The organism is Acidovorax sp. NPDC077693 (assembly GCF_044542805.1).
In the GTDB taxonomy this organism is placed as follows: domain Bacteria; phylum Pseudomonadota; class Gammaproteobacteria; order Burkholderiales; family Burkholderiaceae_C; genus Acidovorax.
Genome location: NZ_JBITVD010000003.1, coordinates 269,008 through 279,743, shown reverse-complemented (window position 1 = coordinate 279,743; position 10,736 = coordinate 269,008). Strand labels below are relative to the sequence as shown.

Annotated in this window: 14 protein-coding genes and 1 pseudogene; 2 read left to right on the top strand and 13 right to left on the bottom strand. The window is 66.0% G+C overall.

Annotated elements, in window-relative coordinates:
* Positions 1-189: pseudogene (locus tag ACIGHN_RS05265) on the bottom strand (cytochrome bc complex cytochrome b subunit); the annotation flags it as partial.
* A gap of 11 nt (positions 190-200) precedes the next feature.
* Positions 201-800: a ubiquinol-cytochrome c reductase iron-sulfur subunit gene (petA, locus tag ACIGHN_RS05260; RefSeq protein WP_056161231.1), complete on the bottom strand. Its 600-nt coding sequence runs from the start codon at positions 798-800 to the stop codon at positions 201-203.
* Positions 801-952: 152 nt separating this feature from the next.
* On the opposite strand from petA, the gene mscL reads away from it, so the two are divergent.
* On the top strand, positions 953-1,387 hold the full coding sequence (mscL, locus tag ACIGHN_RS05255; RefSeq protein WP_056161229.1) for a large conductance mechanosensitive channel protein MscL: 435 nt from the start codon (positions 953-955) through the stop codon (positions 1,385-1,387).
* 338 nt (positions 1,388-1,725) lie between these two features.
* Here mscL and pdxA read toward each other — a convergent pair whose 3' ends face one another.
* Positions 1,726-2,754 carry a 4-hydroxythreonine-4-phosphate dehydrogenase PdxA gene (gene pdxA, locus ACIGHN_RS05250; RefSeq protein ID WP_396503525.1) on the bottom strand — a complete coding sequence of 343 codons (1,029 nt, stop codon included), beginning with the start codon at positions 2,752-2,754 and terminating at the stop codon, positions 1,726-1,728.
* A gap of 218 nt (positions 2,755-2,972) precedes the next feature.
* Positions 2,973-3,734: a Nif3-like dinuclear metal center hexameric protein gene (locus ACIGHN_RS05245; protein WP_396503524.1), complete on the bottom strand. Its 762-nt coding sequence runs from the start codon at positions 3,732-3,734 to the stop codon at positions 2,973-2,975.
* Positions 3,735-3,868: 134 nt separating this feature from the next.
* Here ACIGHN_RS05245 and ACIGHN_RS05240 point away from each other — a divergent pair, with 134 nt between their 5' ends.
* Complete coding sequence (locus ACIGHN_RS05240; RefSeq protein WP_056415436.1) at positions 3,869-5,008, top strand: S1C family serine protease; 1,140 nt, start codon at positions 3,869-3,871, stop codon at positions 5,006-5,008.
* A gap of 325 nt (positions 5,009-5,333) precedes the next feature.
* Here ACIGHN_RS05240 and tatC read toward each other — a convergent pair whose 3' ends face one another.
* From tatC to hisF, 9 genes are all read right to left on the bottom strand, one after another.
* Entirely contained in the window at positions 5,334-6,128 is a 795-nt protein-coding gene (gene tatC, locus ACIGHN_RS05235) for a twin-arginine translocase subunit TatC (protein ID WP_396503523.1), read from the bottom strand.
* 68 nt (positions 6,129-6,196) lie between these two features.
* The gene (gene tatB, locus ACIGHN_RS05230; protein ID WP_056415430.1) at positions 6,197-6,661 is read right to left on the bottom strand and encodes a Sec-independent protein translocase protein TatB; all 465 of its coding nucleotides are present in this window, start codon (positions 6,659-6,661) and stop codon (positions 6,197-6,199) included.
* Positions 6,662-6,714: 53 nt separating this feature from the next.
* Positions 6,715-6,951: a Sec-independent protein translocase subunit TatA gene (gene tatA, locus ACIGHN_RS05225; protein WP_056415427.1), complete on the bottom strand. Its 237-nt coding sequence runs from the start codon at positions 6,949-6,951 to the stop codon at positions 6,715-6,717.
* A gap of 107 nt (positions 6,952-7,058) precedes the next feature.
* Positions 7,059-7,415, bottom strand: coding sequence for a histidine triad nucleotide-binding protein (locus ACIGHN_RS05220; RefSeq protein ID WP_396503522.1), 357 nt, complete (start codon positions 7,413-7,415; stop codon positions 7,059-7,061).
* Between the two features lie 161 nt (positions 7,416-7,576).
* The gene (locus ACIGHN_RS05215) at positions 7,577-8,647 is read right to left on the bottom strand and encodes a patatin-like phospholipase family protein (RefSeq protein ID WP_396503521.1); all 1,071 of its coding nucleotides are present in this window, start codon (positions 8,645-8,647) and stop codon (positions 7,577-7,579) included.
* Positions 8,640-9,026: a DUF4870 family protein gene (locus tag ACIGHN_RS05210; protein WP_396503520.1), complete on the bottom strand. Its 387-nt coding sequence runs from the start codon at positions 9,024-9,026 to the stop codon at positions 8,640-8,642. The genes ACIGHN_RS05215 and ACIGHN_RS05210 overlap by 8 nt, the downstream gene beginning before the upstream one ends.
* Positions 9,023-9,400: a phosphoribosyl-ATP diphosphatase gene (locus tag ACIGHN_RS05205; protein ID WP_056173516.1), complete on the bottom strand. Its 378-nt coding sequence runs from the start codon at positions 9,398-9,400 to the stop codon at positions 9,023-9,025. The genes ACIGHN_RS05210 and ACIGHN_RS05205 overlap by 4 nt, the downstream gene beginning before the upstream one ends.
* Positions 9,401-9,408: 8 nt before the next feature.
* Entirely contained in the window at positions 9,409-9,807 is a 399-nt protein-coding gene (gene hisI, locus ACIGHN_RS05200; protein WP_200926973.1) for a phosphoribosyl-AMP cyclohydrolase, read from the bottom strand.
* A gap of 113 nt (positions 9,808-9,920) precedes the next feature.
* A complete protein-coding gene (gene hisF / locus ACIGHN_RS05195) occupies positions 9,921-10,721 on the bottom strand; it encodes an imidazole glycerol phosphate synthase subunit HisF (RefSeq protein WP_056415415.1) in 801 nt (266 codons plus the stop codon).
* Positions 10,722-10,736: the final 15 nt, after the last annotated feature.

The following is a 10,736-nucleotide window of genomic DNA, read 5'->3' as shown; positions in this document are numbered from 1 at the left end:
CTGGATCACCAGCACGACCAGGGCCAGCGAGCCGAAGATGTACCAGAAGTTGAAGTTCTTCGGAGCGTAGTACTCCGACATGTGCACCTTGTACGCATCGAAGGCCGTGGGGAACCGGTTCTCGAACCAGTTCGTGACCTGTGCGCTGATCGGGGCGTTGGGGGAGATTTCTTTGAATTCGTGGGCCATGTCGTTCTCCGTCAAGCCTTCTTGTCTTCACCGATCACGAGGCGCGTGTCGGACAGGTACATGTGCGGAGGGACTTCAAGGTTGTCGGGCGCGGGCTTGTTCTTGAACACGCGGCCGGCCATGTCGAACGTGGAGCCGTGGCAAGGGCACAGGAAACCGCCCTTCCAGTCGTCGGGCAGCGAAGGCTGTGCGCCGGTCTGGAACTTGTCCGACGGCGAGCAACCCAAGTGCGAGCAGATGCCCACACCCACGAAAATCTCTGGCTTGATCGAACGCGCTTCGTTGCGCGCGTACTCGGGGGTGAGCTCGGAGGGCTTGCGCTCGGACTTGGGGTCGGCGAGCTGGCCATCGAGCTTGGGCAGCTCGGCGAGCTGCTCCGGGGTGCGCTTGATGATCCAGACAGGCTTGCCGCGCCACTCCACGGTGAGTTTCTCGCCCGGCTTGAGGGCGGAAATATCCACCTCGACTGCAGCCCCGGCGGCTTTGGCGCGCTCGGAGGGCTGGAACGTACTCACGAAAGGAACGGCGGTTGCCACGCCGCCCACCGCACCAGCGCATGCCGACGTGATGATCCACGTCCGCTTGCTGGAGTCGATTGGAGTGTCACTCATGGGGATCCTCGATTGATCATCGCTACATTGGGGTCAACCGCGAATTGTAGCGGAGTGAAAATGGTTATTTCAAACGCATGCGGGGTGGGTTGACAGGGGTTGACTCTGGGCAATACTCGCGCATCGACATTTCACGCAGCCAGGAGGGCACCATGGGCATGATGCAGGAGTTCAGAGAGTTCGCCGTCAAGGGCAATGTGATCGACCTTGCGGTCGGTGTGATCATCGGCGGCGCATTCGGCAAGATCGTGGATTCGGTGGTGTCCGACCTTATCATGCCGGTGGTGGGCCTGGTGTTCGGCAAGCTCGACTTTTCCAACCTCTTCGTCGTGCTCGGGTCAGTGCCGCCCGGCACGGCGATGACGCTCGACGCCCTCAAGAAGGCGGGCGTGCCGGTGTTTGCCTACGGCAACTTCCTGACCGTGGCGGTCAACTTCATCATCCTGGCGTTCATCATCTTCATGATGATCAAGCAGATCAACCGGCTCAAGCGCGAAACCCCGGCCGCCCCGGCAGCGCCCGCCGCGACGCCCGAGGACATCGTGCTGCTGCGCGAGATCCGCGATAGCCTGAAGAAAACCCCCTGAGGCGCTGCGCGCCACGGTGGCGCGCGCCGCAGGCGCGGCCTCTTCGGCCTGTCCAAGCCTGCGCAGGCAGGCTTGGAGCCGCAGGCCTCAGCCCCAAGGGGGACGCACCCGGTGGCCCGGCAGCCGGTTCCACGGGAAGGATTGGAAACCCCCTGAGCGGCTGCGCCGCTTCCCCCGTGGGGGGACGCACCCCGTGGCCCGGCAAAGCCGGTTCCACGGGGTGCACTGGCGTGGGGTGTCCCAGTTTCATAGATGGCGTGCCAGCTTGAGGACGCCTCTTCCGCTTGCTATCTTAACGATAGCTGCCAGCGCTTTACCATCAAGCGTAAGCAACCAATTCACCCACACAGCGCTCGCGCCATGCGCACGGCTTCGATGAGGCTGGCGGCGTCGGCGACGCCCTGCCCTGCAATGTCGAAGGCGGTGCCGTGGTCCGGGCTGGTGCGCACCAGGGGCAGGCCCAGGGTCACGTTCACGCCCTTGTCCACGCCCAGGTACTTCACGGGGATCAGGCCCTGGTCGTGGTACATCGCGATCACCACATCGAACTCGCCGGGCCGCGCGGGCGTGTGGCGGGCACGCATGAAGACGGTGTCGGGTGCGAACGGGCCGTGGGCATCCAGGCCCTGGGCGCGGGCTTCTGCGATGGCCGGGGCGATGACCTCGATCTCTTCACGGCCGAACAGGCCGCCCTCCCCTGCGTGGGGGTTCAGGCCGGCCACCGCCATGCGCGGGGCGCGGCCCAGACTGCGGGTCAGCGCGGCGTGCGTGATCTGCAGCGTCTGCAGGATGTTCTCGTGCGTGACGGCTGCCAGGGCCTCGCGCAGCGAGACGTGGATGCTGACCAGCACGGTGCGCAGCTCGTCGCTGGCCAGCATCATGCGCACGGGCATGGCCGACAGCGCAACGCCCTGGTGGTGGGCCGCCTCGGCCTGCAGCAATTCGGTGTGGCCCGGGAAGGTAACGCCTGCGGCCGACAAGGCCTCCTTGTGCAGCGGCGCCGTCACCAGCCCCGCCACCTCGCCCCGCAGCGCCGCGCGTGTGGCCCAGACCACACAGTCCGCTGCCGCGCGCCCTGCAGCGGCGCTGATCTGCCCCCAGGGTTGCGGGCCCGAAATGCCGGCCACTTGCAGGACCGGAATGCAGCGGGGCGGCATGTCGACCGCCTCTGCGGGCGCGCCGATCTGCGCCACGGGCACCGATGGCACGCCAGGGCGCGCAATGGCCTGGGCAGCGCGGCGCAGCGTGGCGGTGTCGCCCACCACGAAGCAGCCCTTGAGGTCGCCGGGCGCATCGCGAAAGGCCTTGGCCACGATCTCGGGGCCGATGCCTGCGGGGTCGCCTTGGGTGATGGCCAGTGTCTTCATGGAAGTCCGCGTTTTGAATGAAATCACTGCCTACCGCTCTATGGACAAGCGCAAGCAGCTATGAATTTAATAGTAAACCACCCTGCTACCCGGGCGCGCAGGCTCAGCATGCCAGCGCTCCTGATCATGGGGTGGAGGGGTCGATGCCAGTGCTGGGGAGACGGATGTACACGTCATGCACTTCATGCACTTCATGCACTTGATGCGCGTCATGCGCTTCATGCCGGATTGTCAATCTCGATGAACGTGTGCTCCAACCCCAGTTGCTTCGCCACATGCCCAGCCACGGCCGGCGCGCCGTAGCGCTCGGTGGCATGGTGCCCGGCCGCGATGAAGCACACGCCCATTTCACGCGCCAGGTGCGCCTGCGGCTCGGAGATCTCTCCCGTGATGAAGGCATCCGCCCCGGCTGCGATGGCCGATTCGAAGTAGCCCTGCGCGCCGCCTGTGCACCAGGCCACACGGCGGATGGGCTGCGGTGCACCATCGGGGTCGGGCTGCACCAGGGTCACGTCGCGGCCCAGCGTGCTGGCCACATGGTCCGCCAGTGCCTGGCCATCGGGGAAGGCCGCGGTCGCCACAAAGCCCAGGTCCTGCTCGCCAAAGCGCGCGTCGGCCGTCCAGCCCAGCACGTGGCCCAGTTGCGCGTTGTTGCCCAGCTCGGGGTGTGCATCGAGCGGCAAGTGGTAGGCGAACAGGTTGATGTCGTGCGCCAGCAGCCGCTGCAGGCGCTGCTTCATCCAGCCGGTGACGCGGCCGTCCTGCCCCCGCCAGAACAGGCCGTGGTGCACGAAGATCGCGTCGGCCTGCGCGGCGATGGCCGCGTCGATCAGCGCGCGGCTGGCGGTCACTCCGCTGACGATGCGGCGCACCTCGGGCTTGCCCTCGACCTGCAGACCATTGGGGCCGTAGTCCTTGAAGCGTTCGGGTTGCAGCAGGCCATCGAAGGCCTGCAAAAGCGCGGTGCGGGAAATGCTCATGCGCCTATTGTCGCGCGCGGCCAGCGCCCATAGTTGCGGCCTTGGGGGACAATGGCGCACAGGAAGCAATGCCGCGCCCCCACCGACAGGGCCCGACGCGGCTTCTTCGTTTTTCGACCATTCGACAGGACCCCATGAAGCGCATCTGGCTGCTCTTTTCCCAGGCCGTGACCGTGTTTGTCGCCGCCTACTTCGTTGTCGCCACCCTGCAACCCGACTGGCTCGGCCGGGGCACCACGCGCTCCGGCGCGGGCATTGCGCTGCTGGAAGCACCGGCCACGCCCCAGGGCCAGCCGGTGGCCGGCAGCTTCAGCGCCGCTGCGCGCAAGGCCGCGCCCGCCGTGGTCAGCATCAACACCAGCAAGGCGGTGCGCCATCCGCGCAGCAACGATCCGTGGTTCCAGTTCTTCTTCGGTGACCAGGGTGCGCAGGCCCAGGCCGGGCTGGGCAGCGGCGTGATCGTGAGCCCCGACGGCTACATCCTCACCAACAATCACGTGGTCGAAGGTGCCGACGAGATCGAGGTCACGCTCACCGACAGCCGCCGTGCGCGGGCGAGCGTGATCGGCACCGACCCCGACACCGACCTGGCCATCCTCAAGATCGAACTCGACAAGCTGCCGGTCATCGTGCTGGGCAATTCCGACGGCCTGGCCGTGGGCGACCAGGTGCTGGCCATCGGCAACCCGTTCGGCGTGGGCCAGACGGTGACGAGCGGCATCGTGAGCGCGCTGGGCCGCACGCAACTCGGAATCAATACCTTCGAGAACTTCATCCAGACCGATGCCGCCATCAACCCTGGCAACTCGGGCGGCGCGCTGGTGGACGTGAACGGCAATCTCATGGGCATCAACACTGCCATTTACTCGCGCTCGGGCGGCAGCATGGGCATCGGCTTTGCCATCCCCGTGTCCACGGCGCGGCTGGTGCTCGACGGCATCGTGAAGGACGGCCAGGTCACGCGCGGCTGGATCGGGGTGGAGCCCAACGAGCTCTCGCCCGAGCTGGCCGAGACCTTCGGCGTGAAGGCGACCGAAGGCGTGATCATCACCGGCGTGCTGCAGGACGGCCCTGCCGCCCAGGCCGGCATGCGCCCGGGGGACGTGATCGTGAAGGTGGAAGGCAAGAACGTGGGCAACGTGTCGGAGCTGCTGACCGCCGTGGCCGGACTCAAGCCAGGGACTGCCGCCCCGTTCAATGTGCAGCGCGCCGACAAGATGGTGGAGCTGAACATCACCCCCGGCGTGCGGCCCAAGCCGAAAAGGCGCCAGTAACCGACCGGTGGCACGTTGAACCGTGGGGCGGCGCGCCCCTGATACCGGCATGTGCGACAAGGGGTTGTCGGGAGCCACATCCAAGATCCGGCGTGCCCGGAAGGCACGCCGATGTGGCGAATGACCGCTGTGCCCTGGTCCGCCCTGCCCCGCTCTCTCCAGCACTATCAAAAAAATAGCTGCTGACGCCTGTAGATAGGGCGTCAGCAGCTATTTTTTTGGGTAACTTTGGCAGTAGCTCCTGGCAGCATGCAAGGCGCGAAACACGCGCCCTCATCCAAACACCCCGACCCTTTTGCGGTCGATCAGCCCGTTCGGGCGGGGGTCAGGAGGCCGACGGAGATTCCCCCGCCTCTTCCGGCGCCTTGGTGTGCTTGATGAAGATCTGCGCGGCCCAGATGCCCACTTCGTACAGCAGGCACATGGGGATGGCGAGCGAGAGCTGCGAGACCACGTCCGGCGGCGTGACGACCGCGGCGATCACGAAGGCCAGCACGATGAAGTAGCCGCGGAACTCGCGCAGCTTCTGCACGCTGACGATGCCCATGCGCGCCAGCACCACCACGGCGATGGGCACCTCGAACGCCAGGCCGAAGGCCAGGAACATCGACAGCACGAAGCTCAGGTAGGCCTCGACGTCAGGCGCGGCCGTGATGCTCTTGGGCGCAAAGCTCTGGATGAACGCGAACACCTGCCCGAACACCAGGTAGTAGCAAAAGGCCACGCCGATGAAGAACAGCAGCGTGCTGGAGATCACGAGCGGCAGCACCAGCTTCTTTTCGTGCGAATACAGGCCCGGCGCCACGAAGGCCCACACCTGCCACAGCACGAAGGGCAGCGCCAGCAAAAAGGCCGACATCAGCAAGATCTTGAGCGGCACCATGAACGGCGAGATCACCGAGGTGGCGATCAGCGTGGCCCCCTTGGGCAGGTGCGCCACCAGCGGCGCCGCCAGGAAGTCGTACAGCGCGCCAGGGCCGGGAAAGAAGAACAGGATGGCCGCCGCAATGCCGATGGCAATGAGCGCCTTGACCAGCCGGTCGCGCAACTCCATCAGGTGCTGCACGAAGGGCTGCTCGGTACCGGCCAGCTCGTCTTCTTGGGAAGGGGTTTCGGACATAGTGGGTTTTCAGGGCGTGAGGGCCGCCCATGCAGCGCACAGCGGCGCCGGCTGCTGGCGCTTTCGGGTCAGTGGAATTTCTGGGGACGGTAGCGCGCCACGCGGGCCGCGCCGGACTGCGCCTTGGTGCGCACGCCGCTCTTGGCCTTGTACCACTGCGGCACGGCACCGCGCTTGAGGCGCCAGTTCTTGCCGGGGTGCTTGTACGCCGGCACCACGGGGGCCTGCGGCTCGTGCAGGTCGGCGTGGCTGGTGTCGGTGACGCTGGCCCAGTCTTTTTCGAACTCGCTGGCGTTGGTCTGGATGGACTGGTGCACGTCGCGCGCCGCGTTCTCCACCGTGTCCTTCATCTTCTTGAGCTCGTCGAGCTCCATGGACCGGTTGACCTCGGCCTTCACGTCGGACACGTAGCGCTGGGCCTTGCCGAGCAAGGTGCCCACCGTGCGGGCCACGCGGGGAAGCTTTTCAGGGCCGATGACGATGAGCGCCACCGCACCGATCAGCGCCATCTTGGACAGGCCAATATCAATCATGGGTGGCAGTCAGCGCGCGGCATGCAGGGATCAAGGTGACCCATGCAGCCCGCTCAGCTTTTTTGCTTGGCTTCGACATCGATGGTGGTCTTGTCGGCCGCCGGGTTGTTGGCGACGTGGCCCGCGGGAGGGGTGGCGGTGGGGTCGGCCGAGCCGTCCTTCATGCCGTCCTTGAAGCCCTTGACGGCGCCCCCGAGGTCGGAGCCCATGTTCTTGAGCTTCTTGGTGCCGAACACCATGACGACGATCAGCAGCACGATCAGCCAGTGCCAGATGGAAAAAGAGCCCATGGAATATCTCCTAACGAATTGCAATCATTTTAGACGGGGGGCGTGGCAGGAGTTCACAGCCCCATGACGGACTGCGGGAATCTCCCTGCACCACCCGTCAGCCTGGTTCAGCCTTTGAGCCACGGGCGGGAGCCGCCCATCACATGCACATGCAGGTGGTGGATCTCCTGCCCGCCTTCCACCCCGGTGTTTACCACGACGCGAAAGCCACCTTCCGGATACGGGTTGCAGCCCTGCTCGAGGGCCAGCCGCGGCGCCAGCGCCATCATGCGCCCCAGCACGCCCGCGTCGTCGGCGGTGACCTGCGCCATCGAAGGGATATGCCGCTTGGGCACCATCAGAAAGTGCACAGGCGCCCACGGGTGGATGTCGTGAAAGGCGAAGATTTCCTCGTCCTCGTAGACCTTCTTCGAAGGAATCTGGCCCGCGATGATCTTGCAGAAAAGGCAGTTCGGATCGTGCATGAGAAAATGTCGGTACGAAGTTAACAGTTCACCGGGCGCTGCCCAGCCCCCAAGCCATTGCAACCGGCGCGCCCCAGGCCAGCGCCACCGTGGAACTGGCTCCGCCAGGCCACGGGTGGCTCCCCCCGAGGGGGAAGGCGCCGCAGGCGACACAGGGGGCTTCAAGCATTGTCAGGGATCTTGATGGTCGGCCGCACGCCCACGTCCTTGCGGTGCGCGTGCAGCCATTCCTGCCCCGCCGTGCGGCCCAGGGCAAAGAGCTTGCGCACGAAGGCCAGGTCCGCGCGCGTCTTGCTGTCGGCGCCGAAGGGCGCCAGCACCGAGCCGCCGTCGATGCGGTGCATGCGCACATTCTTGTAGCGGCGCGGGTCCAGCTTGCCCTCGGCCAGCAGGCGGCGCACGAACTCGATGGCGCGCATCTCGGCCAGCAGGCTGGCGTTGAAGGTGACCTCGTTCATGCGCTCCATGATCTCCTGGCCGGAGTGGGGCAGCTCGAGGTGCTCTATGGGGTTGATCTGCACCAGCAGGATGTCGGAGGTCTCGGTCTGGTAGATCAGCGGGTGCAGCGCGGGGTTGCCGGAGTAGCCGCCGTCCCAGTAGTGCTCGCCGTCGATCTCCACCGCCTTGAACAGCAGCGGCAGGCAGGCCGACGCCATCACCGCATCCGCGCTGAGCTTGGGGCCCGAGAAGATTTCACCGCGCCCCGTGCGCACGTTGGTGGCGCAGACGAACACCTGGGGGCCGCCCGCGGCGCTGATGGCACGCCGCGTGCTGCACAGCAGGTCGAAGTCCACCTCGCGCTCTAGCAAACGGCGCAGCGGATTGATGTCGAGCGGGTTGGTCTGGTAGGGCGACAGCCACTGGCGCATCAGCCCCATCATGGGGTTGGCCGCCGACAGGGGCGAGCCCCACATGAGGCTGCCCAGCGTGCCCACGCCCTCCCACAGCCGGGTCAGCGTATTGCGCGCCTCCTGGCAGCCGGCCAGGTGGGCTTCGTGCGGGTGCTTGTGCTCGTGGGCCGCCTTGGCAAAGCCATGCGCCAGGGCCACGGCGTTCATGGCGCCGGCACTGGTGCCGCTCACGCCGTCGAAGTGCCACTGCCCGTCTTCGAGCAGTGCGTCCAGCACGCCCCAGGTCAGCGCACCATGCGAGCCGCCACCCTGCAGGGCCAGGTTCAGGCGCGGCAGGGGCTGCGGCTGCGCGGGCGGCGCTGCGGGTTCTTCTTCAGGCATCCACAGCCTGGTTCTTGCTCATGGCCAGCATGCCGCGCACGATGCGGTACAGGAACCAAATGGAGACCAAAACCCAGGCGGGATTGAACAAAAACAATCCCAGCAGGAAGAACGGGAAGGTCACCACGTACAGAACACCCGCCCAGATCGTCGAGCGGATGCGCCACGAGAAGTGGTTGGCCTGCCACGTGCCTTCGGCGTCGCTGCGTTTGACCAGGTCGATCACCAGCGCAATGACCAGCAGCAAGGCGCTGGCCTGCGCCCCGGGCACCACGGCGCCCACCGCCACGATCAGGTGCAGCACATAGCTGACCCAGCCGATGTTCTTGAGCCCCTGGGCCCGTTGCTCGTGGGAGGTCACGTCGATGATGTCGCTCATGGAGATCCTTCTTCGTCGGCTGCACGCGCAGTGGCCTTGCGCAAGGCTTTTTCCTCGATGCCGCTGGTGCCTTCGCGGCGCTCCAGCTCGGTCAGCACGTCGGCCGGCGTGAGGCCGTAGTGGGCCAGCGCCACCATGGAGTGGAACCACAGGTCCGCCACCTCGTACACCAGCTTGGACTTGTCGGCACCATGGTCTACGTCCTTTGCCGCCATCACCACCTCGGTGGCTTCTTCGCCGATCTTCTTCAAGAAGCTGTCGGGGCCCTTGTGCAACAGGCGCGTGACGTAGCTCTTGTCGGGGTCGCCACCGTTGGCCGGCTTGCGGCTTTCGATCACTTGCGCAAGGCGGGCGAGGGAATCGTTGGAACTCATGGTTCTCTTTATTTGTAGATGGATTCGGGGTCTTTCAAGACCGGATCGACAGGCGTCCAGGCGCCGTCCTTGAGCACGCTGAAAAAACAGCTGTGGCGGCCCGTGTGGCAGGCGATGCCGGGCTCGTGGCCGAGCTGGGTGACCTTGAGCAGCACCACGTCGTTGTCGCAGTCGAGCCGGATCTCGTGCACCGTCTGCACGTGGCCGGACTCTTCGCCCTTGAACCACAGCTTGCTGCGCGAGCGGCTGTAGTACACGGCGCGGCCGAGTTCAGCGGTCTTCTCCAGCGCCTCGCGGTTCATCCACGCAAACATCAGCACGTCGCCCGTGCCCTGCTCCTGCGCAATGACGGGCACCAGGCCCTGCGCGTCCCATTTCACTTCGTTGAGCCAGTTCATGAAAGGGATTGTCGGCGATTTGGATTCCGGGACGGGGCCATCCCGACCGAAGTTTGACGCTTTTTCAGGGCCTGCCGCAGGCTGAACAAGCGGCAGCAGCTACATTTTTAATAGCAATGACCCTAGAGCCGCACAGGAATGCCGCGCTCGGCCATGCGGGCCTTGGCCTGGCCCACGGTGTATTCGCCGTAATGAAAAATGCTGGCCGCCAGCACCGCGTCCGCCCCGCCCTGCTGCACGCCGTCGGCCAGGTGGTCGAGGTTGCCCACGCCGCCCGAGGCGATCACGGGCACGCTGACCGCGTCGCTCACCGCGCGGGTCAGGGTCAGGTCAAAACCCGCCTTGGTGCCGTCGCGGTCCATGCTGGTCAGCAGGATTTCGCCAGCACCGCGGCGCGCCATCTCGGTGGCCCAGGCCACCACGTCCAGGCCCGTGTTCTTGCGGCCGCCGTGGCTGTAGACGTCCCAGCCTTCGCCCACAGGCTGGCCGTGGGCGCCGATGCGCTGCGCGTCCTCGGCCGAGCGGCGCTTGGCGTCGATGGCCACCACGATGCACTGCGCGCCGTACTTGGCGGACACGGCATCGATCACGTCGGGGTTGGCAATCGCGGCCGAGTTGAAGCTGGTCTTGTCGGCACCCGCGTTCAGCAGTCGGCGCACGTCTTCCACCGTGCGCACGCCGCCACCCACCGTGAGCGGAATGAACACCTGGCTGGCCACCGCTTCGATGATGGGCAGGATCAGGTCGCGGCCGTCGCTGGTGGCGGTGATGTCCAGGAAGGTGAGCTCGTCGGCGCCCTGCGCGTTGTAGCGCGCGGCGATCTCGACGGGGTCGCCCGCATCGCGCAGCTCCAGAAAATTGACACCCTTGACCACGCGGCCTCCGGTGACGTCGAGGCAGGGGATGATGCGTTTGGCGAGCATGTCGGTCAGTCAGTC

Coding starts and splice junctions, on each gene's coding strand:
- ACIGHN_RS05210 (WP_396503520.1), bottom strand. CDS start 9,026: ATGAGCGACATCATCGACGTGACCTCCCACGAGCAACGGGCCCAGGGG.
- pdxA (WP_396503525.1), bottom strand. CDS start 2,754: ATGAAGACACTGGCCATCACCCAAGGCGACCCCGCAGGCATCGGCCCC.
- ACIGHN_RS05220 (WP_396503522.1), bottom strand. CDS start 7,415: ATGCACGATCCGAACTGCCTTTTCTGCAAGATCATCGCGGGCCAGATT.
- ACIGHN_RS05205 (WP_056173516.1), bottom strand. CDS start 9,400: ATGAGTTCCAACGATTCCCTCGCCCGCCTTGCGCAAGTGATCGAAAGC.
- mscL (WP_056161229.1), top strand. CDS start 953: ATGGGCATGATGCAGGAGTTCAGAGAGTTCGCCGTCAAGGGCAATGTG.
- tatB (WP_056415430.1), bottom strand. CDS start 6,661: ATGATTGATATTGGCCTGTCCAAGATGGCGCTGATCGGTGCGGTGGCG.
- petA (WP_056161231.1), bottom strand. CDS start 800: ATGAGTGACACTCCAATCGACTCCAGCAAGCGGACGTGGATCATCACG.
- ACIGHN_RS05215 (WP_396503521.1), bottom strand. CDS start 8,647: ATGCCTGAAGAAGAACCCGCAGCGCCGCCCGCGCAGCCGCAGCCCCTG.
- tatA (WP_056415427.1), bottom strand. CDS start 6,951: ATGGGCTCTTTTTCCATCTGGCACTGGCTGATCGTGCTGCTGATCGTC.
- tatC (WP_396503523.1), bottom strand. CDS start 6,128: ATGTCCGAAACCCCTTCCCAAGAAGACGAGCTGGCCGGTACCGAGCAG.
- ACIGHN_RS05245 (WP_396503524.1), bottom strand. CDS start 3,734: ATGAGCATTTCCCGCACCGCGCTTTTGCAGGCCTTCGATGGCCTGCTG.
- ACIGHN_RS05240 (WP_056415436.1), top strand. CDS start 3,869: ATGAAGCGCATCTGGCTGCTCTTTTCCCAGGCCGTGACCGTGTTTGTC.
- hisF (WP_056415415.1), bottom strand. CDS start 10,721: ATGCTCGCCAAACGCATCATCCCCTGCCTCGACGTCACCGGAGGCCGC.